Here is a 23135-nt window from a genome sequence, read left to right as displayed (position 1 = left end):
AACCAAGATACTCGGCGCTCGAAACACATGAGGTCACCTGATGTCCGTCTTCACCAGAGTCGCCCGCGGCCGGTTGGCCGCCTGGCTGACCGTGGCCGCCGCGATCGTCGTCGGCGCGGCCGTCTTCGGGCTACCTCGGCCGGACAATCCGGCACCGGTCTCCGCCAGCGGGCTGTCCGTGCAGTGGCAGTCGACGCAGGTGGAACGCCTGCAGGACCAGCTTCCGTCAAGCGAGGTGCAGCCGGCAATCGTGGTGGTCAGCCGTGACGACGGCGGCCCGCTGAGCGAGGCCGACCGAGGCGCCCTCGCCGCCCGCTCCGGCGAGCTGGGCAACCTCGCGGTGGGCGGGCAGGTCAGTCCCCCACAGCTGTCCCCGGACGGCACTGTGGCGCTGGTTGCCGTACCGCTGAGCACCGCCGGCGGCCAGGAGGAGGTCACCGGAAAGGTCGGCGAGGTCCGCAGCGCACTGGAGGCACTGCCCGATGGGCTCGCCGTCGAGGTGACCGGCGCTCCCGCCTTCACCGCCGACCTCGCCTCGGTGTTCGAGGGCGCCGACATCACCCTGCTCGCGGTGACCGCCGCCGTGGTGGCGCTGCTGTTGCTGATCACCTACCGCAGCCCGTTCCTGTGGATCGTGCCGCTGGTCGTGGTCGCGGCGACCGAGCAGATCACCCTGCGCGCGGTCGACACGATCGTGCCGGCGTTCGGGATCACCCTGCAGTCCGGGCAGGTCACCGGCATCGCCAGCGTGCTGGTCTTCGGCGCCGCCACCGACTACGCCCTGCTGCTCATCGCCCGCTACCGCGAGGAGTTGCGCCGCGAGGAGAACCGATTCGCGGCGATGCGCGCCGCGTTGCGCCGTACGGCCGAACCCATCCTGGCCAGCGGCGGCACCGTGGTCCTCGGTGTGCTGACCCTCCTGCTCAGCGAGCAGGAGACGAACCGGGCGCTGGCCGTGGCCTGTGCCACGGGTGTGGTCTTCGCCATGCTCTCGGCGCTGTTCGTGCTGCCCGCCGTGCTCGTGCTCTTCGGCCGTGGCCTGTTCTGGCCGTTCGTGCCGAAGGTCGGCGGCCCGGCCCGCGAGGGCCGGCTCTGGGGTCGGCTCGGCGCCGCCGTGGAGCGCCGCCCCCTGCCGGTCGCCGTGCTCGCCACCCTGCTGCTCGCCGGCCTGGCGCTGGGTGGGCTCGGGATCCGCACCGGCCTGTCCGAGACCGAGCAGTTCCGGGCGCAGCCCGAGGCGGTCACCGGGGCACAGACCCTGGCCCGGGCGTTCCCCGCCGGCACCACCCAGCCGGTGGCCGTGCTCACCACCCCGGCCGCGGTGCGGGCGGTCACCGACGCCGCCACCGGCGTGCCCGGCGTCTCCTCGGCCCGCCCCGGCGACGCCGGCGAGGCCGTCGCCCAGGTCGACGTGGTGCTGGAGGCCGAACCCGGCACCGCCGCCTCGGACCGGGCGATCGAGGCGCTGCGCGACGCCGTCGCCGCCGTCCCCGACTCCGCGCCTCCCGCCGTGGACGGCGCCGACGCGCCGACCGGGGCGATCGTCGGCGGCACCGTGGCGGCCACGTACGACTCCGACGAGGCCAACGACCGGGACCTGCGGCTGATCATCCCGATCATCCTGCTGCTGGTCGGCGCGGTCCTCGTGCTGCTGCTGCGTGGCCTGCTCGCGCCGCTGCTGCTCGTGCTCACCGTCATCGCGTCGTTCTTCGCCAGCCTCGGCGCCGCGTGGCTGCTCTTCGACCACGTGCTGGACTTCCCGGCGCTGGACAGCGGGGTGCTGCTGCTCGCGTTCGTGTTCCTGGTGGCGCTCGGCGTGGACTACAACATCTTCCTGGTCACCAGGGCCCGGGAGGACGCCCGCACGGCCGGCACCCGGGACGGGATGCTCTCCGCCCTGCGGGTCACCGGCGGCGTGATCACCAGCGCCGGCGTGCTGCTCGCCGCGGTCTTCGCCGTCCTCGGTGTGCTACCGCTGATCACGCTGACCCAGATCGGGATCATCGTCTGCATCGGCGTCCTGCTCGACACCCTGCTGGTCCGCACGGTCCTGGTGCCTGCGCTGGCGTTCCTGCTCGGCGACCGCTTCTGGTGGCCCGGCCGGATCAAGCGGGACCACGACGCGGACACCCCGGCCGCAGCCGAGCCGGTCGCCGCCGGCGACTGACCGGCGTACCAACCCGACGGCGGGGCCGTGGCGCGACTGCCACGGCCCCGCCGTCGTCGGTCAGTACGTCAGGCAGACGCACTCGGTCATCAACGCCCGCACGTTGCGCACGTACGAAGGGTTGGGGATGGTCAACGGCTCGCCCTCCTCCGCCACCGCCGCGTGCCCGTAGTTGTACGCGGCGATGACGGCGTTGAGCAGGCAGGAGTTCAGCTCGGAGGTGCACAGGGCGGCGTCGAGGCGGAAGTCGGACTCGAAGTACATGTCGCCGATGTACTTGGTCAGCCAGGCCAGGTAGTTGGCCCCCAGGTACGCGTTGTCCCGGTAGTCGTCGATGTCGTAGCTCTGCTCGAACCGCTGGTTCATCCAGGTGGCGGTGCCCGACATCACCTGCATCAGGCCGACGCCGCCGTCGCAGGCGTAGATGTTGGACTGCCAGCCGCTCTCCTGCCAGGCGGTGGCCTTAACCAGGTCGAGCGGGATCTTGATGTCGGGTGCCGAGGTCGGCCAGTAGGTGCGCCCGGCGGCGTCGGTCAGCGCCGCCTTCACGGCGGACCGGCTCGCCTGGGTGCCCTTGTAACTCGGCTTGCAGGAGGCCGGAGCCGGCTTCGGTGGGGCGGGCGGGACCTTCGTCTCGCTGGGCGGCTTGGCCACGGCGCGCGGCTTCGGCGCCGACCCGGTCGTGCCTGTCGGCTTCTTCGTCGGCCTGGTGGTCGGGGACGCGGTGCGGCTCGGCGCGACGCCCATCGACTCCACGGCACTCGCCGACGGGGTCGGCTCGCCGGTGACCTCGTCGAGGGGAGCCTCGGTCGGGGCGTCGGTGACCGCGACCGGCGCGCCCAGGTCCGCCGCCGGGCTGTCGCCCCTGTCCGCGCAGCCGGCCAGTGTGCCCGCCAGCAGGAGCCCGGCGAGCCCCGCGGCGCTCAACCGACCTGTCCATCGAACCATCGCCGTGCCTCCCCCGTGAGACTGTCGCCGCACCCTAGCAAGGTTCGACCGGCCGACGAGGCCCCTGCGGCGGCGTCCGGACCGGCTCCGCGGGCTGCTCCCGATCCCTGATCGCCCGGTCCCTTGTGGCCCAGGCGACGACGAACACCACGGTCCACAGCACCCCGAGCAGCACCGCCGCCGCGGTCCCGCTCGCCGTGTCCAACCCGAGGTAGAGCCGCGCGCCGCCAACGCCCACCACGCCCGCGGCGGCGGCCGTCCAGGCGGCCACCGCCACCGGCCAGCGGGCGCTGCGCGACACCAGCCAGGCCAGGGTGCAGAAGCTCGCCGCGACCACCGCGTTCTGGGTGGGGAACGGGACCGACTCGCGCCCGCCCGGCCCCGCCGCGGGCGACCCGGTCAGCTCCGCCACCACGGCCAGCACCAGCAGCGGCACGAACGCGCGCCACGCCAGCACCGCCGCCACCAGCGCCACCAGCACGATCAGCACCCACCCGCGCACCAGCGACACCACGATCATCGTGGCGTCGGCGGCGTCCGGGGTCCGGCGGACCGCGAACCAGCCCTCGATGGCCCCGTCCAGCGCGCTGAGCCCGCTGTTGCGTACCACCACGGCGAGCAGGCCGGCGATGGCGAACCCGGCGGCGAAGAGCAGCAGCAGCCCCGCCGCGAGGTTGAGCAGCAGCGTCCAGGCCGGTCCGACCCGCATGGCGACCAGGAAGAACAGCAGCCCGTACCGGGCGCTGAGCCAGCGCACCGGGGGCAGCGCGCCGGCTCGGGAGAGCAGCGCGCGGACCGGGTCGGGGTTGCGGCCCAGCCAGCGGCCTGCGAGCACCACGCCCAGCAGGCCCGCCAGCAGCACCAGCGCCGCGCCGGTGGCCCGGCCGAGGAAGGCGGAGACCGTGTCGTACGACTCACCGGCGAGGTGCCCGAGCAGCACCGAACCGCCCACCCAGGTCACCACACCGGCGAGGTTCCACGGGGCGAACCGCCGGTACGGCATGTCGGCCGCCCCGGCCAGCCGGGGCACCAGGGTGCGGGCGAAGGCCACCCAGCGGGCGGCGAACACGCCCCGCCCCCCGAGGCGGGCGAGCATGGCGTCGGCCCGGCCCCACCGCTCCGGCCCGACCCGGTGCCCCAGCCCGGCGCGCAGCTTCGGGCCGTACCGCCTCCCGGCGCGGAACGCCAGCCCGTCACCGAGGACAGCCGCGACGATCATCGCGAGCAACGCCGGGCCCAGCCGCAAGGTACCGTTGTAGGTGAGGAAGCCGACGAGCAGCAGGGTAGCCTCACCCGGCACCAGCAGGCCGAAGATCACCGCGGTCTCGCCCGCCACGATCAGCGCGGCGACCAGGTAGATCCACAGAGTGGGCAGACCCTGCACCGTGGTCAGCAGGTCGTGCACTCAGGCCCCCGGGACACGGGAGCCAGCATGCCAGCCGGGGGAACGACCGGCACAGCGGTTTCACCAGAGATCAGGGGCACCTGGGGGTGACCCCGACGCAGCCTGCGCGAGCGCAGGCGGAAGGATAGAGGGTATGCAGCTTCGCACCGACCTCCGCAACGTCGCCATCATCGCTCACGTCGACCACGGCAAGACCACCCTGGTCGACGCCATGTTGCGGCAGGCCGGCGCGTACGGCGCACGAGGCGAGACGACCGAGCGGGTGATGGACTCCGGTGACCTGGAACGGGAGAAGGGCATCACCATCCTGGCCAAGAACACCGGCGTGCGCTACCTGCCCGCCGATGGGTCGGACCCGGTCACCATCAACATCATCGACACCCCGGGCCACGCCGACTTCGGTGGCGAGGTGGAGCGCGGCCTGACCATGGTCGACGGTGTGGTGCTGCTGGTGGACGCCAGTGAGGGCCCGCTGCCGCAGACCCGCTTCGTGCTGCGCAAGGCCCTGCGGGCCCGGATGCCGATCATCCTGGTGATCAACAAGGTGGACCGTCCCGACGCCCGGATCAAGGAGGTCGTGGACGACACCTACGAGCTCTTCCTCGACCTGGACGCCGACGAGGAGCAGATCGACTTCCCGATCGTCTACGCCTGCGCCCGCGACGGCATCGCCTCGCTGACCCAGCCCGCCGACGGCTCGGTGCCCGACGACAGCACCTCCCTGGAGCCGCTGTTCCGCACCCTGCTGGACACCATCCCGGCCCCCGCGTACGAGGACGGCGCGCCGTTGCAGGCGCACGTCACCAACCTGGACGCCTCGCCGTTCCTCGGCCGGCTCGCGCTGTGCCGGGTCCGCCAGGGCACCATCAGCAAGGGTCAGACGGTGGCCTGGTGCCGCACCGACGGCAGCACCCAGCGGGTCCGCATCTCCGAGATGCTGATGACCGAGGGTCTGGAGCGCAAGCCGGCCGAGACCGCCGGCCCGGGCGACATCATCGCCGTCGCCGGCATCTCCGACATCATGATCGGTGAGACCCTCGCCGACGCGGAGAACCCGGTGGCGCTGCCGCTGATCACCGTCGACGAGCCGGCCATCTCGATGACCATCGGCACCAACACCTCGCCGCTGGTCGGCCGGGTCAAGGGCTCCAAGGTCACCGCCCGGATGGTCAAGGACCGGCTCGACAAGGAGCTGATCGGCAACGTGTCGCTGCGGGTGCTGCCCACCGAGCGGCCGGACGCCTGGGAGGTGCAGGGCCGCGGTGAGCTGGCGCTCGCCATCCTGGTCGAGCAGATGCGCCGGGAGAGCTACGAGCTGACCGTCGGCAAGCCGCAGGTGGTCACCCGGGTGATCGACGGTAAGACCTGCGAGCCGGTGGAGCGGCTGACCATCGACGCCCCGGAGGAGTACCTGGGCGCGATCACCCAGCTCCTGGCGACCCGCAAGGGCCGCATGGAGCAGCTGGTCAACCACGGCACCGGCTGGATCCGGATGGAGTGGCTGGTGCCGGCGCGTGGCCTGATCGGCTTCCGCACCGAGTTCCTCACCGACACCCGTGGCACCGGCATCCTGCACCACGTCTTCGAGTCGTACGAGCCGTGGTTCGGCGAGCTGCGTACCCGCAACAACGGCTCGCTGGTAGCCGACCGGGCCGGCGCGGTCACCGCCTTCGCGATGATCAATCTCCAGGAGCGCGGTCAGCTCTTCGTCGAGCCGACCACCGAGGTGTACGAGGGCATGATCGTCGGGGAGAACTCCCGCTCCGACGACATGGACGTCAACATCACCAAGGAGAAGAAGCTCACCAACATGCGGGCCTCGACCTCCGACGAGACCGAGAAGCTGATCCCGCCGCGCAAGCTGTCGCTGGAGCAGGCGCTGGAGTTCTGCCGCGAGGACGAGTGCGTCGAGGTCACCCCGACCGCGGTGCGCATCCGCAAGGTGGTGCTCGACCAGCAGCTGCGCGGTCGGGCCGCCGCCCGCCGCAAGCACGCCGGCTGATCACGACCAGCACCCGGCTTCCGGGCGCGTCGGCCGTTCGCGGCCGGCGCGCCCGTCCGCTTTCCGGCACGGGTACGCGGCCCGCCCCGCCGATGATCGGCTACGGTCACCGGCATGACCTGGGATGATCTCGACGCCCACCTGGACCGGGTGCCCGGCACCGTCTCGGCGTACGCGGGCCGGCTCGATGCGCCACCGACCTGGACCCGGCACGCCGACGCCGCCCACTACGCCGCGAGCACCATGAAGGTGGCGGTGCTCGCCGCGCTGCACCGCGCCGCCGAGTCCGGTGTCCTGGACCTGGACGCGCAGGTCCCGGTGGTCAACGAGTTCGACTCGGCCCAGCCCGGCGCGCCCCGGTTCTCCTGCGCCCGCCACTACGACAACGACGACGCGGTCTGGGACCGGGTGGGCGGCACCGCGCCGCTGCGCTGGCTCGCCGACCGGATGATCGTGCGGTCCAGCAACCTGGCCACCAACCTGGTCATCGGGCACGTCGGGCTGCCCGCCGTGGCGCGGGTGTGGTCGGCGGTCGGGGCCCTCACCAGCGTCACCGGGCGGGGTATCGAGGACTTCGCCGCCCGCGACGCCGGCATCACCAACGTGGTGAGCGCCGCCGACCTGGCCGCCCTGCTCGGCGCGCTTGCCACCGGAGCCACCACCGCCGGCAGCCTCGCGTCGCCGGCCTCCTGCGCGGCCATGCTTGACGTCCTGTTCGCCCAGGAGAACCGCGAGGACCTGGCGGCCGGCCTGCCCGACGGCACCCGGATCGCGCACAAGAACGGGTGGGTGCGCGGGGTCCGGCACGGCGCCGGCGTGGTGCTGCCCGACGACGCCCCGCCGTACCTGATCGCCGTCTGCACCACCACCGACCTGGCCGCCGGCGACGAGGTCGAGGACGACGCCTGCCTGCTGCTCGCGCACATCTCGGCGCAGGTGTGGGCCGCCCGTCACCGGCTCTGACCGGGACCGCCGCTACCGCTAGGCTGCTCGCACCCCCACCCCGGAGCCGCCGATGCCCCGCAGCCGTACCCTCCTGGTCGTCTTCCTCGCCGTCACGGCGGTGAACCTGGTGGCCAACGCCACCGACAACCGCCTGGCCGAGATCCTCAGCAAACCGCTGCTCATGCCCCTGCTGGCGGCGTACCTGTGGCGGTCCACCGTCGAGCGTGGCGCCCGGGCGGACCGGCTGGTGCTCGCCGGGCTGGCGTTCGCCACCGGCGGAGACGTGGCCCTGCTGGGCGACGGCACCGGCTGGTTCATCGCCGGCATGGCCTCCTTCCTCGGCACCCATCTGTGCTACCTCGCGGCGTTCACCCGGGGTGGCGCGGCGACCGCGCTGCGCCGCCCGCCGCTGGTCGCGGTCCCCCTGGGGTACGCGGTCCTGACCGTCCTCGCGCTGGCCTGGATGTGGCCGGGACTGACCGACGCGGGTCTGGCCGTACCGGTGGCCGGCTACGCGCTCGCGTTGGCCGCGATGGCCACCACCGCCGTCACGCAGGGCTGGCGGGTCGGTGTCGGCGCCGCGCTGTTCCTCGGCTCCGACCTGCTGATCGCCGCCGGGGTGGCCGACGTGGCACAGCCGCCGGGGGCGCCGGTGCTGGTCATGGCGACGTACGCGGCCGGTCAGGCGCTGATCGCCGCGGGCCGGGCGGCTCACGCGCAGGTGCCACCGGGGGCACCGGTCACTCCAGCAGTTGCGCCCGCAGCGCCGTGAGGACGTCGTCGGTCAGCCCGAGCCCGTCGCGCAGGTAGCCGTCGAACGAGCCGTGTACCCGGCGTACCTCGTCGTAGCCGGCGTCGAGGTACGCGTCGCGGACCTCCAGGACCGGCAGCACCGCCTCGACGTCCAGCTCCGGCTGCCGCCGGCGCATCGCCTCGACGATCACGGCGCGCAGGCTGTCGGTCAGCGCGTTGTTACGCAGGTACTCGGCGCGGATCGTGGCCTCGTCGACGCCCAGCGCGGTCAACAGGATGACGGTGAGCCAGCCGGTGCGGTCCTTGCCGGCGGAGCAGTGGTAGACCAGCGGCAGGTTCTCCGGCCGGGTGGCCAGCCGGACCGCCTCGGCGAAGCCGACCCGCGCCGACTCACCGGTGACGAACCAGCGGTAGATCTCGGCCATCGCCCCCGCCGTGCCCTGTCGGGCCAGCTCCGCGTACGCGTCGAGGTCGTGGCCGAGCAACACCGCCGAGACGTACGTGAAGACGGGGTGTTCCGGGTCGTGCACCGGCAGGTGCACCACCCGCGGCTCGCCGGTCAGCCGGTCGGCCGGGGCGACCGCGACCTCGGACGAGTCCCGCAGGTCCAGCACGCAGGCCGGTGAGAGCTTCGCGAGCACCGGCAGGTCCTCGTCGGTGAGGCGGCCCAGCGCGGGGGTACGGATCAACAGTCCGGCGCGTACCCGCCGGCCGTCGGCGCCCCGCAGGCCGCCCAGGTCACGGGCGTTCGGCGCGCCCACCAGCTCCCAGTCCCGCCCGGTCATCGGTCTCCCCCTCGGTCGCGAGTCTGCGTATAGGGTGCCCCACATGACGATCTCGGCGGTACGCACCCACCGGGTTTCCGCCCCCTTACACACCCCGTTCGTCACCGCGCTGCGCCGCACCACCACTGTCGACACCGTGGTCGTCGAACTAGTCGACGCCGACGGCCGGTCCGGCTTCGGCGAGGCGCCGCAGGTCTGGCAGGTCACCGGGGCGTCGGTCGCCGGTTCCCAGGCGTGCGTCCACGAGCTGCTCGGGCCGCTGTTGATCGGCCGGGACGCGGACGACCTGGTGGCCCGCTGCGCGGAGGTGCAGCGGGCGGTGGCCGGCAACGAGGCCGCGAAGGCGGCGGTGGACGTGGCGCTGCACGACCTGGCCGCGCGGCGCTTGGGCGTACCCCTGGTGCGTCTGCTGGGTGGCACGGCGCTGCGGGTCCCGACGGACGTGACGCTCGCCGCGGGCGACGCGGTCGACCTGGCGGCGGCCGCGCGGCAGCGGCAGGCCGACGGCTTCGGCGTGCTCAAGTTGAAGGTGGGCACCGACGCCGCCGGTGACCTGGACCGGGTGCGGGCGGTCCGCGCGGCGGTCGGCGCCGGGGTGCGGATCCGGCTGGACGCCAACCAGGGGTGGACGCCCCGCGAGGCGGTGCGGGTGATCCGCGGCATCGAGGACGCCGGCCTCGACGTGGAGCTGGTCGAGCAGCCGGTGGCACGCTGGGACCTGGACGGTCTGGCGTGGGTCAGCGACCGGGTGTCCGTGCCGATCCTGGCCGACGAGGCGGTCTTCGGGGTGCGTGACCTGGTGGAGGTGATCCGTCGCCGGGCCGCCGACCTGGTGAACGTCAAGCTGGCCAAGTGCGGCGGGCTGCGCCCGGCGCGCACGCTGCTGGAGCTGGCCGCCGCGCACGGCCTCGGCACGGTGGTCGGGTCGATGATGGAGAGTCAGGTCGGCATCGGCGCGGCGGCGAGCCTGGTCGCGGCGTACGGCACCACGGCCGTGGCGGACCTGGACGCCGCGTGGTGGCTGGCCTGGTCGCCGGTGCAGGGTGGGATCCGGTACGACGGGGCGACGGTGGTGCTTCCGGAGGCCCCTGGCCTGGGCATCTCCGGCCTGACTGAAGCTAAGGTGCAAGCCCGCGGTTGATGACCGTTGGTTTCTTTCATAGAGTTTCCCCGAACAGCCGACTCGAGCTGGGGGTTGACGTGGAGCTGCAAACGGGCCGCGAGGCCCTCGTCCGGGTCGCGGTGGCCACCCTGTGGACCTCGCCCGAGGCGGTCCGCCCGGTCGACGGCCCGGCGTTGGCGGCCGGCGCCGACATCTCGGCCTGGATCTCCGGCATGGACACCGACCAGCAGGTCGGAGACTGTGTGCTGAGCCAACTCCTGCTCGGTGAGCGGGTCCTGGTCAGCGAGCTGCGCCCGGACGGCTGGGCGCGGGTGGTCGCCGTGGAGCAGCCGGCCGCCAAACTCGACCCGCGCGGCTACCCGGGCTGGCTCCCCGCCGACCACCTGACCCCCGTCGACCCGACCCTCGCCGGTGACCCGCTGGTGGTGGACGCGACGGTCACCGGGTTGCGCGCCGAGCCGCACGGGCCGGTCGTGGTGCCCGGCGTCGTGGTCGGGACCCGCCTCGTCCCCGCCGGCCCGGCCTGCGACGGCTGGCAGCCGGTGCACGTCCCCGGCCAGCCCACGCCACTCTGGCTACCCGACGGCGACCTCGCCCCGCCGTCCACCGAGCCGCCGGACGCCGAGCAGGTGCTGGCGGTGGCGCAGCGCCTCCTGGACGTGGCGTACGTGTGGGGCGGCCTGTCCGCGTACGGCATCGACTGTTCGGGGCTGGTGCACCTGGCGTGGCGGCGCTTCGGGGTCCTGCTGCCCCGCGACGCGGACGACCAGGCGGTGGCCACCACTCCGCTGCCACTGGGCGCGGAACGCCCCGGCGACCTCTACTTCTTCGCGCGGCCCGGCCGCGGCATCCACCACATCGGGATCGTCACGGCGGCCCCCGGCGGGGAGCAGCGTCGGATGTTGCACGCCTGCTACCGGCGGCGGCGGGTCATCGAGGAGGCCCTGCCGGACGACCGCACCGCCACCCTGGTCGGCGCGCACCGCGTCTGACCGGCCGGGCGCGTTCGGGCGCCCGGCCGGCGACGACGTCAGCGTCGGGCGTCGGCCAGCTCGCGGCGCCGGTCCCGGGAGGACTTGATCAGGCTGGCGGCGGTGGCGATGCCCAGCGTGCCGATGATGACCAGCAGGGAGAGCCAGATCGGGATGTGCGGCGCCCAGCCCACGTGCTCCCCACCGTTGATGAACGGCAGGTTGTTGTCGGCAAGCGCCTCCAGCACGAGCTTGACCCCGATGAAGCCGAGCACGACGGCCAGGCCGTAGCTCAGGTAGATCAGCCGGTTCAGCAGGCCACCGAGCAGGAAGTAGAGCTGCCGCAGACCCATCAACGCGAACACGTTCGCCGTGAAGACCAGGTACGGCTCCTGGGTGATGCCGAAGATCGCCGGGATCGAGTCCAGGGCGAAGATCAGGTCGGTGGTGCCGATCGCGATCATCACGATGAGCATCGGGGTGAACAGCCGCCGGCCGTTCTCGTGGGTCATCAGCTTCGCGTCGTCGTAGCCCTTGGAGATCGGCAGCGCCCGGCGGCTCCACCGGATCAGCACGTTCTCGGAGAACTCGTCCTCGTCCGGCTCACCCTGGCGGGCCAGGTTGACCGCCGTGTAGATCAGGAACGCGCCGAAGATGTAGAAGACCCAGGAGAACTGCGAGATCAGCGCGGCACCGGCGGCGATGAACCCGCCGCGCATCACCAGGGCCAGCACGATGCCGACGAGCAGCACCTTCTGCTGGTACTGCCGGGGAACCCCGAAGCGGGCCATGATGATCACGAAGACGAAGAGGTTGTCCACCGAGAGGCTGTACTCGGTGAGCCAGCCCGTGTAGAACTGCCCGGCCGCGCTGGCCCCGGAGGCCAACCAGACGCCGACACCGAAGAGCAGTGCCAGGCCGACGTAGAACGCGACCCAGAGGCTCGACTCCCGCACGCTCGGCTCGTGCGGACGCCGGCCGATGATCAGCAGATCGACGAGCAGAACCGCAGTCAGTGCGACGAGAGTCCCCGCCCACACCAATCCGGACACGTCCAACGTTCAATCCTCCGGCAGACACGCGGCGTCCGGCACACCGTACGCCTCCGCGGAGGCTGGTGTACCGGTGACGCTCACTCTGGTGACTGTCGGAGGTCTCTTCCGCCGCCGCCCGGAACCGGGTGGTGACCGACGGAGCCGGGTCGGGACGCCCGGGGTTGCGGCGATCGACCGTGCTGACGACTCCGACGCGAGGGAATACTCCCCTCCTCGGGGACCATTCTTGCCCACCACGCGCCGTGATCACACCCCGGGCGGCCGGTGGCACCGCCCACCCGCCCGCCGGGAATATCCCGCGGCCCGTCACACCCCCGCGCGTGTCCTAGGAGGCTAGTGCGTGACGGGTGACTGCGGGCCCCACGACGCCGTCGTCCGCACGGGCCGTGGGAGGCTGTGCGGCATGGTGCTTGAGGTCGCGTTGATCGACGTACTGCCCGGACACGAGGACGTGTTCGCCGCCGCGTACGCCCAGGGTCACCCGATCCTGGCCGGCGCGACCGGCTGCCGGTCGGTGCGGATGACCCGGGGAATCGAGTCCCCGACCCGGTTCGTGCTGCTCGTCGAGTGGGACTCCGTCGAGGCGCACGAGGAGAACTTCCGGGCCACCGAGCGGTTCGAACAGTGGCGGGCCCTGATCGGCCCGCACTTCGCCGGCCCGCCCGTGGTCGAACACTTCCTCGACGTACCGGCCTGAGTGGACCTGTCGTACCCCCCGGTTAGCGTGCCCGCGCACGCGCCGGCCGCCGGTCCCGACGGGCTCGGGGGCGCCGGGCCCGGTGGCCGCGCGGGCGCCCTCTCACCCGCCGACGCGGCGGGCCAGCGTGGTGACCGTCTCCTCCGGTGACAGCGCGGCCGCCAGCAGCGCCTCGGTCATCCGCTCGTAGCGGTCGACGTCGACCACCGTGGCCAACCGGACGTCGGTGGTCAAGGCCTCGATCATCACCGTCCGCGGGTCCGCCGGGTCGGGAAAGGCATAGCAGGAGTACGGCGTGAGCGGGTGCAGTCCGCCGCCGGCCGCGCCGCGCGGCAGCAGCCGCACCGTCACGTGGGCCAGACCGGTCACGGCGACCAGGTGCCGTAGCTGTTCGCGCCACACCTCGACCGGCAGGTCGCCCGGCTCGCACACCGCCTCGGCGAGCACCGCCGTGTAGCGCGGCGGGTCGGCCCGACGCAACACCTCCTGGCGCAACGCCCGGGCGCGCACCTCCACCTCCACGTCGACGTCGGGCGTGAGCAGAACGCCGGCGGCGACCCGCAACCGGGCGTACGCCGGCGTCTGGAGCAGCCCCGGCACGACCGCCGGCTGGTACTCCACGATCTGGGCGGCACCGGCCTCCAACTCGGCGTACGTGCGCTGCCGCTCGCTCATCTCGCCCAAGGTCTTCCACCAGCCACGGCTGGTGGCCGCGTCCCGGGCGATCACGATCAACGCGTCGCGGTCCGGCGACGGCACCTGGTAGACGTCCAGCAGGTCCAGCACGTCGGCGAGGTCCGGTCGGCTCTGACCCAGCTCGATGCGGGACAGCTTCGACGTCGAGGCCCACCCCAGCCGGTCACAGACCTGTTCCAGGGTCAGCGCCCCACGTCGGCGCAACTGGCGCAGTTCTGCGCCCAGCCGTACTCGTCGAATGACAGGACTTGTTGGCAGCGGCATCCCGGCCTCCCCACCGAGGGAGAGTACGCAGGACGATCACCCAGTGCAATACCTCGCTCGCACACCGCAACCGGGGCGGTCCGTCCGGCCACCCCGCCGACCGGCCCGCACCTGCGGTTTCGTCTCCGGCGACCGGCCGACCGGCAACGCCCCGTGCCGCTGCGGTCGGCGTCGGGCGTCAGGGCCGGTACGTGCCGAACGCCCACACGGTGCCGGTCAGGTCGCGGGCGGCGTAGTCGCGTGAGCCGTAGTCGGTGTCGAACGGCTCCCGGGTGATCTCCGCCCCGGCCGCGCGGGCCCGGGCGCAGTGGGCGTCGACGTCCGGTACGGCCACGTAGACCGACCAGCCGTCGTCGGCCGGCCGAGGCGCCGCCTCGGCCCGAGGCCCCAGCATGACCATGCCGGTGTCGAGGACGAGTTCGGCGTGCGCGACGGTGCCGTCCGGGGCGTCGTGCACGGCGTGCACCTGGAAACCGAACGCGGAGCAGAGCCAGTCGATCGCTGCGCGGGGATCGGGATAACGGAGGATCGGATAGATGGTTCGCATGTGACAAGTCTCCAACCCGGAGCCCGTTCCGGATTGGACGAATGTGACCTGCGGCCGTCGCGTCGTCCCGTCGGCAGATCGGGCACCCTCCCCGGAACGATCGGGTCCCTTGGTCGCCCGCGCCGGACCGCACCACCCGGGTGACCGCCATACCTCTGAGGCATAAATATGACTCCCTGGTATATCGCTCATCAGCAACACCGCGGGGCGGCGGGCGATGTGGAGGGCATCGCGCGCGTCCTCACGCGACAGCATCCGCGCTGGCCGGGGTCGCCGCGTCCTTCCCGTGCGCTGTCGGGTCAGCCCGTCGGGCGGGCGGCGAGCAGCGCCGCCGGCGGCGAGCAGCGCCGCGGGCCCGCGGCTGTGCCGGGTCCGCCGCGTCCTCGCGTGGGCTGTCGGGTCAACCTGTCGGGCGGGCGGCGAGCAGCGCCGCCGGGGTGGCCCCGGCGAACTGGTGGAAGTCCCGGATGAGATGGGACTGGTCGTAGTAGCCGCACCGGGCCGCCACCTCGGCCCAGTCGACGACCCGGCCGGACGACGCCGTTCCGGTCGGCGCGTCGGCGCTGGCAAGTGCCGCGCGGGCCCGCTCGAAGCGCAGCAGCCGGGCCGCCGTCTTGGGCGGCAGGCCGATCTCCTGCCGGAACCGGGCCGCCAGGTGCCGCCGGCTCCATCCCAACTCGGTGGCGAGCGCACCCACGGCGCCGCGTCCCCCACTGCCCACGAGCCACCGCCAGGCCCAGTCGAGCCGGGCGTCGACCGGCGGGGACGCCGCCAGCCGGGCGGCGAGCGTCAGGTCGAGGAGCGCGAAGCGTCGCGGCCAGTCCGGGGCCTCGGCCAGCCGACACCGCAGCCGGTCGAGCCACCCGCCCGGGAGCTGCCCGACGGACACCGCCCGGTTGGTCAGCTCACCCAGCGGCAGGCCGAGAACGCGGCGGGCGGTCAGCGGCGACAACAGCAGCTCGACGCCCTCCCCCACACCCACCGTGCGGGTCGTGCACCAGCCGTCGAACGTGCCGGCCACGAACGAGTCCGCCCGCCGGACGCCACGCTCCGCGCTGCGCGGGTCGGTCACGTCCAGCGGAGCACCCCAGCCCAGGATCAGCACCACGAAGACGCCCGCGGTCTCCCGACGGACCAGCGGCACGTCCGCGCGTTCCCGATAGCCGATGTACCGGTCGACGTACGGACGTAACCGGACCTCGGGCAGCCCGACGACCATCTCGTCGACCGGCGTCACCGCTGTCACCCGCGGCCACCCTCCCCGCGCCCCGGCCGCCCGCGCCCCGCCCGGGGCGTCGTCGCCGGGATCCTCGTCACTTCACGCCTGCGGCGTCCATACCGCGCAGCTCCTTCTTCAGGTCGGCCACCTCGTCGCGGATCCGGGCCGCCAGCTCGAACTGCAGCTCGCGTGCGGCGGCCAGCATCTGGTCGTTCAGCTCCTGGATGAGCTGGGCGAGATCGGCACGGGCCATCCCCTCCCGCGAGGGAGTGGAGGCGCCGGCCCGGCTGCGGCTGCGCGTCTCCTTGACGGGCGCCTTGCCCCGGGACAGCTGGCGCACCGCGCCACCGACCCGCGAGTTCTCGGTGTCCTCCGCCTCGCGGTAGATGTCGTCCAGGATGTCGTGGATCTTCTTACGCAGCGGCTCCGGGCTGATGCCGTTGGCCTCGTTGTGCGCGATCTGCTTGGCCCGACGCCGATCGGTCTCGTCGATCGCCGCCGCCATCGACGGGGTGATCTTGTCGGCGTACATGTGCACCTGCCCGGACACGTTACGGGCGGCCCGGCCGATGGTCTGGATCAGCGAGCGGCCGCTGCGCAGGAAGCCCTCCTTGTCGGCGTCGAGGATCGCCACCAACGACACCTCGGGCAGGTCCAGACCCTCGCGGAGCAGGTTGATGCCGACCAGCACGTCGTACTCGCCCTTGCGCAGCTCGCGCAGCAGCTCCACCCGGCGCAGCGTGTCCACCTCCGAGTGCAGGTAGCGCACCCGGATGCCGTTCTCGAGCAGGTAGTCCGACAGGTCCTCGGCCATCTTCTTGGTCAGCGTGGTGACCAGCACCCGCTCGTCCTTCTCGGTGCGCAGCTTGATCTCGTGCATGAGGTCGTCGATCTGGCCCTTGGTCGGCTTGATGACGACCTCCGGGTCGATCAGCCCGGTGGGGCGGATGACCTGCTCGACGAACTCGCCCTGGGCCTGCTCCAGCTCCCACGGGCCGGGGGTCGCGGAGAGGTAGACCATCTGGCCGACCCGCTCCAGGAACTCGTCGAAGCGCAGCGGCCGGTTGTCGGCGGCGCTGGGCAGCCGGAAGCCGTGGTCGATGAGCATCCGCTTACGGGAGGCGTCACCCTCGTACATGCTGCCGATCTGCGGGATCGTCACGTGCGACTCGTCGACCACGGTGAGGAAGTCGTCCGGGAAGTAGTCGAGCAGGCAGTGCGGCGGGCTGCCGGGCAGCCGCCCGTCCATGTGCATCGAGTAGTTCTCGATGCCGGAGCAGAAGCCCACCTGGCGCATCATCTCGATGTCGTAGGTGGTCCGCATCCGCAGTCGCTGCGCCTCCAGGAGCTTGCCCTGCCGCTCCAGCTCGGCCAGCCGCTCGGCCAGCTCCGCCTCGATGTCGCGGATCGCCCGTTCCATCCGCTCCGGGCCGGCCGCGTAGTGGGTCGCCGGGAAGATCACCAACTGGTCGACCTCACGGACCACGTCACCGGTCAACGGGTTGAGGTAGTAGAGCTTCTCCACCTCGTCGCCGAACAGCTCGATGCGGACCGCCAGCTCCTCGTACGCCGGAATGATCTCCAGGGTGTCGCCGCGGACCCGGAAGGTGCCCCGCTGGAAGGCCATGTCGTTGCGGGTGTACTGGATGTCGACCAACCGGCGCAGCAGCTGGTCACGGTCGAGCTCCTGACCGGCCGCGACCCGGACCGCCCGGTCCAGGTACTCCTCCGGGGTGCCCAGACCGTAGATCGCCGACACCGTCGCCACCACGATCACGTCGCGGCGGGTGAGCAGCGACATCGTCGCCGAGTGCCGCAGCCGCTCGACCTCCTCGTTGATCGAGGAGTCCTTCTCGATGTAGGTGTCGGTCTGCGGGATGTACGCCTCGGGCTGGTAGTAGTCGTAGTACGAGACGAAGTACTCGACCGCGTTGTGCGGCAGCAGCTCGCTGAACTCCTTCGCCAGCTGCGCGCAGAGCGTCTTGTTGGGGGCGAGCACCAGGGTCGGGCGCTGCAACCGCTCGATCAGCCACGCCGTCGTGGCGCTCTTGCCGGTGCCGGTCGCGCCGAGCAGCACCGTGTTGCGGTCGCCACGCCTGACGCGTCGTTCGAGATCGTCGATGGCCGCCGGTTGGTCGCCGGCCGGCTGGAACTCACTGACGACCTGGAAGCGGCTGTCCAGCCGGGGAATGTCGAGCGCCATGACCTCAACGGTACGCCGGAGGTCCGACAGGATCGGCCGTCACGGCGGGTACGTGATCAGCTTCAATATTCCCATTGTGTGGCACATGTCACCGGCGCTAGGCTCTCCCCGTAGGCCGCTCGCGGCGGCCGACCGGGCCGGTGGCCAGGCTGTTCATCACGGCCGGTCGCCCCCGGCACTGCGGGTCGCAGCACCCGGCACGTCCGGCGTGCGCACCCGTGTGGTCGCGCTCGAGGCGCAGACCGGCCGCCGCGAGCGCCCCTGCTCGTCACCCCGTCGCGTCCCGCCCGTTTCACATCCGTGGACACCTCTGCGCACCCGACGACCGACACCGACCTCGGGGACGCGTCCCGGCCCGACGGCCCGACCCCACCCGCCCGACGGCGGCGGACGGTGCTGCTGCTGCTCGGCCTGACCGCGGCGATGTCCGCGACCGCCCTGGTGGTCGGGCTGCTGAGCTGGGCTCCCGACCCGCCCGACCCGGCCCGGCCGCTCACCGTCGCCGAGGGCGAGCGGCTGGCCGCGATGCGGGTAACCAACCTGCGGGACCTGCGTGCCGGGGTCCGCGTGACCGCCGGCACCGGTGCCGCGCGTATCGAGCTGGTCGGCTGGGTGGACTGGTCTCGCTCGCTGCTCTACCTCGACGTGGGCGGGCCCGGAGCGGGGGCCGAACGGGGTCTGGTGCAGCGCGTCGGCGCGGCCCTGGTGATCAGACCGGATCCGGCGGCGGTGCCCACTCCCGCAGCACCTCCCCTGGTGCCACCGGCCGACCGTTGGCGGCTGCACCACCTGCCGCCCAGTACGGGCCTGGCGCCGGTGCTCGACCTGCTCCTCGGCCTCTCCGCCGACCGCCCGGACGCGTTGCCGGCGGCGGGCCGCTGGGTGGCCCGGGACACCGTCGCGGCCGGTCCGGTGGACGTCCTCGCCGCGCCGCTGCCCGCCGCCACACCTTCCCCCGCCGCGACACCGAACGGCACGGGGGCGGTCGACGACGGGCAGCCCCGTTACTGGCTGGACCGGAACGCCCGGCTGCACAAGATCGTGACCCGGCTACCCGGAGTCGGCCCGGTCACGGTGATCCTGAACCGGGCGGACCGCCCCACCCTGCGCCCGGTGGACGCGCTCGGCGGCCGGCCCGGGCTGCCCCGCGCGCTCACCGAGACCGAACGGCGCCGGCTCGACCGCCTGCCCGCCCGCCTGCGGGCCCAGGGCGGCGGCGCCACGGCCACCCTGACCGCGCCCGTGGGCACCGACACCAACCTGCGGGGCTCGGGCTGGTTGAGCTGGACCACCCGCACCGCCTACCTGGCGGTCGCCGACCTCGGCGTACCCGATCGGCGGAGCCTGCTGTGGCGTGACGCCGTGAGCCAGGCCCGCGCCGACGTGCCCGCCACCGCTGGCGGCGGTGGCGCCGCCGAGACGCCGGGCCGGCCACCCCTGCCGCCGCCCGCCGGGCCCTGGCGGTCCGCCCGCCCCGGCACTGACGACCTGAGCGTCCTGGCCGGCGCCGCGCTCGCCGCCGGCACGGACGTCCAGCGCGCCGCGGCCCTGTGGCTACGCGAGGACGTCGCCGACGGGCGGACCGTGGACGTCGTCGAGCTGAGCGCCACCCTCGGGCGGCTGCGCTACTGGATCGACCGGGACGGCTCACTGCGCCGGCTGGAACTGCGGACCAGCGCTGGCATGTGGGCGCAGCTGGACCTCAGCCCCGGCGTCATGCCCCGGCTGCCCCCACCGCCCCGACCACCGGGCGCCACCCGCCCGGTCCGGGGGCCCCGGCCCCGCTGACCCCACGCCGCGAATCCGCGACCCTCAGGGCCGCCAGCCGGTCTGGGTGGCCCACCGCTCGGCGCTCAGGTACTCCTCGTCGAACCACGGGTCGCGCGCCGTACCGGACCCGCCAGCGTCCGGCGCGGCGTCCACCAGCTCCCGCTTGAGCAGCAGGTACGCGGACCGCCGATCGGGGTCGGCCCGCAGGTGGTCGCGCATCAGCAACGCGTGCCGCCACCCCGGCGAGTCGATCTGCCGTAGGTGCAGGCGCACCGGCCGGCCCGGGTCCGCGCCGCCGTGCAGCCGCTTCTCCCAACGGCCACTGCCGGCCGGCCGCGGGTCGTCCCACCACTGCCCCGGCACCCGGGGGAACCCGGCGTCCGCCAGCCGGTCGGTGAGCGTCCCGTCGGCGTCGGCGATGTGGGGCAGCGCCACCTGCACGTCGATGACGTCCTCGGCGGCGAGGCCGGGCAGCGCGGTCGGCCCGATGTGGTCGATCCGGAGCTCGGCAGGCGCGAGCGCGTGCCGGATCCGGGCGGCCAGCCGGGCGTACTGCTCGGGCCACGTCGGGTCGGCCACGGCCACGTCGGCCCGGGCGGGCGGGACCACCCGCCGTGCCCGCACGTTGCGCTCGTAGGGCAGCAGGCGCTGCTCCCAAAGCGCGTCGACGGCGCTGTGCAACGCCGTCAGGGACGCGTCGTTGGTCAGCACCACGTCCGCCGCCGCGCGGCGCCGGTCGTCGTCGGCCTGCGCGGCGATCCGCCGCTGGGCGTCCGCCCGGTCCATCCCCCGGGTCCGCACCAGCCGGTCCAGTCGGGTCGACACGGCCGCCTGCACCACGACCACCAGGTGGTACGTGGGCGCGAGCCCCACCTCGACGAGCAGCGGCACGTCGTTGACGACGACCGCGTCGGGTGCCGCAGCGGCCGTCAGCTCGGCGGTACGGGCCCGGACCCGAGGGTGGGTGATGGCCTCCAACCGGCGGCGGGCGGCCTCGTCGGCGAACACCACCGCCCCGAGCGCGGCCCGGTCCAACGCGCCGTCGGCGTCCAACACCCGATCGGAGAAGGCGTCGACGATCTCGGCCAGGCCCGGGCTGCCCGGGGCGACGACCTCACGGGCTATCTGGTCGGCGTCGATGAGCACCGCGCCCCGCTCGACGAGCCGCGCGGCCACCGCGCTCTTGCCCGACCCGATTCCACCGGTCAATCCCACCCTCAGCACCAGACCAGTCAACCGGATCACCGCGCCCGCCGCCAAACCCGCGCCGCGCCGGCCCTACGCGCCGCGTTGGCTCTGCGCGCCGCGCCCGACCGCGTGCCGCGCGCTCTCGCCTCAAGATCGCGCAACTTCCTGGATGTTGTTGTCTCCGGCGCGCGGGAGGCAACAACATCCCTGTTGTTGTGCGGATCTTGGCCCGGAGTGGCGGCGCGGCTGGTCCGGAGTGGCGCAGCGCGGCCGGTCCGAGCGGCGCAGCGCGGCCAGTCCGAGCGGCGCAGCGCGGCCCGTTCCGAACGGCACAACACGGCCCGTTCCGAACGGCGCAACACGGCCCGTCCCGAACGGCACAACACGGCCCGTCCCGAGCGGCACAGCGCGGCCAAGACCGAACGGCGAAGGCCGGGCCCGCAGACGGCGAAGGCCGGGCCCGCAGACGGCGAAGGCCCCGCCCCCGGCGATCGGAAAGATCGCGGGGGCGGGGCCTGTCGTCGTTCAGCGGGTCACTTACCGCCGGCGAGCTTCTCCCGCAGTGCGGCGAGCGCCTCGTCGGTGGCCAGCGTGCCGGCCGGCTCCTCGGCCTGCCGGCTCGGGGCCGGGCTCGACGAGGAGGTGGTGCCCCCGGTGGCGGCCGGGACGGCCGGAGTCGGGTTGGCAGCGGCCTCGGCGTCGGCGGCCCGAGAGGTCTGCACCTGCTTGGTGTGGGCCTCCCAACGCTGACGAGCCTCGGCGTACTGGTTCTCCCAGGTCTCGCGCTGCTTGTCGTACCCCTCGAGCCACTCGCCCGTCTCCGGGTCGAAGCCCTCCGGGTAGATGTAGTTGCCCTCGGTGTCGTACGTCGCGGCCATGCCGTAGAGGGTCGGGTCGAAGTGCTCCTCGCCCTCGACGAAGCCCTCGTTGGCCTGCTTGAGCGACAGCGAGATCCGGCGGCGCTCCAGGTCGATGTCGATGACCTTGACCATGACCTCGGAGCCGACCTGGACGACCTGCTCCGGGATCTCCACGTGGCGCTCGGCCAGCTCGGAGATGTGGACCAGGCCCTCGATGCCGTCGTCCACCCGGACGAACGCACCGAACGGCACCAGCTTGGTGACCTTACCCGGCACGATCTGCTGGATCGCGTGGGTGCGGGCGAACTGCCGCCACGGGTCCTCCTGCGTCGCCTTCAGCGACAGGGAGACCCGCTCGCGGTCCAGGTCGACGTCCAGGACCTCGACCTCGACCTCCTGGCCCACCTCGACGACCTCGGACGGGTGGTCGATGTGCTTCCAGGACAGCTCGGAGACGTGCACCAGACCGTCGACGCCGCCGAGGTCCACGAACGCGCCGAAGTTGACGATCGAGGACACGACGCCCTTGCGGACCTGGCCCTTCTGCAGCTTGTTGAGGAACTCGGTGCGCACCTCGGACTGCGTCTGCTCGAGCCAGGCCCGGCGGGACAGGACCACGTTGTTGCGGTTCTTGTCCAGCTCAATGATCTTGGCTTCGAGCTCCCGCCCGACGTACGGCTGCAGGTCGCGCACGCGCCGCATCTCGACCAGGGACGCGGGCAGGAAGCCGCGCAGCCCGATGTCGAGGATGAGGCCACCCTTGACCACCTCGATGACCGAGCCGCGAACGACGCCGTCCTCGTCCTTGATCTTCTCGATCGTGCCCCAGGCCCGCTCGTACTGCGCCCGCTTCTTGGAGAGGATCAGACGACCCTCCTTGTCCTCCTTCTGGAGGACCAGGGCCTCGATGTGGTCGCCAACCGTCACAACTTCGGCGGGGTCCACGTCGTGCTTGATCGACAACTCCCGAGAGGGGATGACACCCTCGGTCTTGTAGCCGATGTCGAGCAGGACCTCGTCCCGATCGACCTTGACGACGGTGCCTTCGACAATGTCGCCGTCGTTGAAGTACTTGATGGTCTCGTCGATCGCGGCGAGGAAAGCCTCCTCGGAACCGAGATCGTCGTGGGTGACCCGGGTGGCGCTCGAGGGGGCCTCGATGCTGCTCGTCATGTGGGCGGTTGCTCCGGTCGGTGGGTTGTCACAGCAGGCTGGTGTCGCGGTGACCTGTTCGCGCCAGCGGATCCGTCGCCGGGCACACCGAACGATCGCCTAGTGAGATCATGATGTGGCTCCGTCGACCGCGCACCTGCTCCCTGCCGAGACACACGATCCGCGAGCGCATCGTCTAGCCTACCGTGCGCATTACCACAGCGTGCAAGCCCTCCCGGCTTCTCTGGATGCGATGACCTGCGAAAGCCGAACAATCGCCCGGAAACCGCCCCTGCTGTCTCGTGCGTCACACCGGCCCCGGGAGCCACACGGCGGCGGGTCGGATCGGCCCATCGGGCCGGCCGGCCCCGACGGGGCCTAGCGT

Annotated in this window: 18 protein-coding genes; 8 read left to right on the top strand and 10 right to left on the bottom strand. The window is 72.8% G+C overall.

All coding sequences use genetic code 11. The features are described 5' to 3' along the window. Positions 1 to 40 precede the first annotated feature (40 nt). Positions 41 to 2167 carry an efflux RND transporter permease subunit gene (locus ABZS77_RS18045; RefSeq protein WP_354823862.1) on the top strand — a complete coding sequence of 709 codons (2127 nt, stop codon included), beginning with the start codon at positions 41 to 43 and terminating at the stop codon, positions 2165 to 2167. Between the two features lie 60 nt (positions 2168 to 2227). Here ABZS77_RS18045 and ABZS77_RS18040 read toward each other — a convergent pair whose 3' ends face one another. Beyond that, complete coding sequence (locus ABZS77_RS18040) at positions 2228 to 3115, bottom strand: transglycosylase SLT domain-containing protein (protein WP_354823860.1); 888 nt, start codon at positions 3113 to 3115, stop codon at positions 2228 to 2230. A 34-nt stretch (positions 3116 to 3149) separates the two neighbouring features. Next, entirely contained in the window at positions 3150 to 4520 is a 1371-nt protein-coding gene (locus ABZS77_RS18035) for a DedA family protein (protein WP_354823858.1), read from the bottom strand. A 133-nt stretch (positions 4521 to 4653) separates the two neighbouring features. Here ABZS77_RS18035 and typA point away from each other — a divergent pair, with 133 nt between their 5' ends. From typA to ABZS77_RS18020, 3 genes are all read left to right on the top strand, one after another. Then, positions 4654 to 6522 (top strand): translational GTPase TypA, encoded by a 1869-nt coding sequence (gene typA, locus ABZS77_RS18030; protein ID WP_203176814.1) that lies wholly within the window; start codon positions 4654 to 4656, stop codon positions 6520 to 6522. A gap of 114 nt (positions 6523 to 6636) precedes the next feature. Then, entirely contained in the window at positions 6637 to 7485 is an 849-nt protein-coding gene (locus ABZS77_RS18025) for a serine hydrolase (RefSeq protein ID WP_354823856.1), read from the top strand. Positions 7486 to 7537: 52 nt separating this feature from the next. Then, entirely contained in the window at positions 7538 to 8239 is a 702-nt protein-coding gene (locus tag ABZS77_RS18020; protein WP_354823854.1) for a lysoplasmalogenase, read from the top strand. Here ABZS77_RS18020 and ABZS77_RS18015 read toward each other — a convergent pair. After that, positions 8208 to 9005 (bottom strand): tyrosine-protein phosphatase, encoded by a 798-nt coding sequence (locus tag ABZS77_RS18015; protein WP_354823852.1) that lies wholly within the window; start codon positions 9003 to 9005, stop codon positions 8208 to 8210. The two genes, ABZS77_RS18020 and ABZS77_RS18015, sit on opposite strands and share 32 nt — an antisense overlap. Positions 9006 to 9048: 43 nt before the next feature. Between ABZS77_RS18015 and ABZS77_RS18010 the strand changes: the two genes are divergently transcribed. Together ABZS77_RS18010 and ABZS77_RS18005 are read left to right on the top strand one after the other, a co-directional pair. After that, the gene (locus ABZS77_RS18010; RefSeq protein WP_354823850.1) at positions 9049 to 10146 is read left to right on the top strand and encodes a dipeptide epimerase; all 1098 of its coding nucleotides are present in this window, start codon (positions 9049 to 9051) and stop codon (positions 10144 to 10146) included. 59 nt (positions 10147 to 10205) lie between these two features. Beyond that, complete coding sequence (locus tag ABZS77_RS18005; RefSeq protein ID WP_354823848.1) at positions 10206 to 11120, top strand: NlpC/P60 family protein; 915 nt, start codon at positions 10206 to 10208, stop codon at positions 11118 to 11120. 38 nt (positions 11121 to 11158) lie between these two features. On the opposite strand, the gene ABZS77_RS18000 is transcribed toward ABZS77_RS18005, so the two are convergent. Continuing rightward, on the bottom strand, positions 11159 to 12157 hold the full coding sequence (locus ABZS77_RS18000; RefSeq protein WP_354823846.1) for a TerC family protein: 999 nt from the start codon (positions 12155 to 12157) through the stop codon (positions 11159 to 11161). A 400-nt stretch (positions 12158 to 12557) separates the two neighbouring features. On the opposite strand from ABZS77_RS18000, the gene ABZS77_RS17995 reads away from it, so the two are divergent. Then, positions 12558 to 12851 carry an antibiotic biosynthesis monooxygenase gene (locus tag ABZS77_RS17995; RefSeq protein WP_354823844.1) on the top strand — a complete coding sequence of 98 codons (294 nt, stop codon included), beginning with the start codon at positions 12558 to 12560 and terminating at the stop codon, positions 12849 to 12851. 102 nt (positions 12852 to 12953) lie between these two features. Here ABZS77_RS17995 and ABZS77_RS17990 read toward each other — a convergent pair whose 3' ends face one another. From ABZS77_RS17990 to uvrB, 4 genes are all read right to left on the bottom strand, one after another. Further along, positions 12954 to 13811 carry a helix-turn-helix transcriptional regulator gene (locus ABZS77_RS17990; protein WP_354823842.1) on the bottom strand — a complete coding sequence of 286 codons (858 nt, stop codon included), beginning with the start codon at positions 13809 to 13811 and terminating at the stop codon, positions 12954 to 12956. Positions 13812 to 13989: 178 nt separating this feature from the next. Next, positions 13990 to 14358 (bottom strand): VOC family protein, encoded by a 369-nt coding sequence (locus tag ABZS77_RS17985; RefSeq protein ID WP_354823840.1) that lies wholly within the window; start codon positions 14356 to 14358, stop codon positions 13990 to 13992. A 400-nt stretch (positions 14359 to 14758) separates the two neighbouring features. After that, on the bottom strand, positions 14759 to 15604 hold the full coding sequence (locus ABZS77_RS17980; RefSeq protein ID WP_354823838.1) for a helix-turn-helix domain-containing protein: 846 nt from the start codon (positions 15602 to 15604) through the stop codon (positions 14759 to 14761). A gap of 67 nt (positions 15605 to 15671) precedes the next feature. Then, a complete protein-coding gene (gene uvrB, locus ABZS77_RS17975) occupies positions 15672 to 17780 on the bottom strand; it encodes an excinuclease ABC subunit UvrB (protein WP_354823836.1) in 2109 nt (702 codons plus the stop codon). Between the two features lie 300 nt (positions 17781 to 18080). On the opposite strand from uvrB, the gene ABZS77_RS17970 reads away from it, so the two are divergent. After that, positions 18081 to 19568 (top strand): hypothetical protein, encoded by a 1488-nt coding sequence (locus ABZS77_RS17970; protein ID WP_354823834.1) that lies wholly within the window; start codon positions 18081 to 18083, stop codon positions 19566 to 19568. 24 nt (positions 19569 to 19592) lie between these two features. On the opposite strand, the gene coaE is transcribed toward ABZS77_RS17970, so the two are convergent. Then, complete coding sequence (gene coaE / locus ABZS77_RS17965) at positions 19593 to 20774, bottom strand: dephospho-CoA kinase (protein WP_354823832.1); 1182 nt, start codon at positions 20772 to 20774, stop codon at positions 19593 to 19595. A gap of 497 nt (positions 20775 to 21271) precedes the next feature. Then, the gene (rpsA, locus tag ABZS77_RS17960) at positions 21272 to 22771 is read right to left on the bottom strand and encodes a 30S ribosomal protein S1 (RefSeq protein WP_354823830.1); all 1500 of its coding nucleotides are present in this window, start codon (positions 22769 to 22771) and stop codon (positions 21272 to 21274) included. Positions 22772 to 23135: the final 364 nt, after the last annotated feature.

The sequence above is a fragment of the Micromonospora sp. NPDC005298 genome (genome assembly GCF_040607375.1).
GTDB lineage: Bacteria > Actinomycetota > Actinomycetes > Mycobacteriales > Micromonosporaceae > Micromonospora.
Note: the sequence above shows the minus strand (reverse complement) of the source record. Positions and strands in the feature narration are given on the sequence as shown.

Coding starts and splice junctions, on each gene's coding strand:
- ABZS77_RS18045 (WP_354823862.1), top strand. CDS start 41: ATGTCCGTCTTCACCAGAGTCGCCCGCGGCCGGTTGGCCGCCTGGCTG.
- ABZS77_RS18040 (WP_354823860.1), bottom strand. CDS start 3,115: ATGGTTCGATGGACAGGTCGGTTGAGCGCCGCGGGGCTCGCCGGGCTC.
- typA (WP_203176814.1), top strand. CDS start 4,654: ATGCAGCTTCGCACCGACCTCCGCAACGTCGCCATCATCGCTCACGTC.
- ABZS77_RS18025 (WP_354823856.1), top strand. CDS start 6,637: ATGACCTGGGATGATCTCGACGCCCACCTGGACCGGGTGCCCGGCACC.
- ABZS77_RS18020 (WP_354823854.1), top strand. CDS start 7,538: ATGCCCCGCAGCCGTACCCTCCTGGTCGTCTTCCTCGCCGTCACGGCG.
- ABZS77_RS18015 (WP_354823852.1), bottom strand. CDS start 9,005: ATGACCGGGCGGGACTGGGAGCTGGTGGGCGCGCCGAACGCCCGTGAC.
- ABZS77_RS18010 (WP_354823850.1), top strand. CDS start 9,049: ATGACGATCTCGGCGGTACGCACCCACCGGGTTTCCGCCCCCTTACAC.
- ABZS77_RS17995 (WP_354823844.1), top strand. CDS start 12,558: ATGGTGCTTGAGGTCGCGTTGATCGACGTACTGCCCGGACACGAGGAC.
- ABZS77_RS17990 (WP_354823842.1), bottom strand. CDS start 13,811: ATGCCGCTGCCAACAAGTCCTGTCATTCGACGAGTACGGCTGGGCGCA.
- ABZS77_RS17985 (WP_354823840.1), bottom strand. CDS start 14,358: ATGCGAACCATCTATCCGATCCTCCGTTATCCCGATCCCCGCGCAGCG.
- uvrB (WP_354823836.1), bottom strand. CDS start 17,780: ATGGCGCTCGACATTCCCCGGCTGGACAGCCGCTTCCAGGTCGTCAGT.
- rpsA (WP_354823830.1), bottom strand. CDS start 22,771: ATGACGAGCAGCATCGAGGCCCCCTCGAGCGCCACCCGGGTCACCCAC.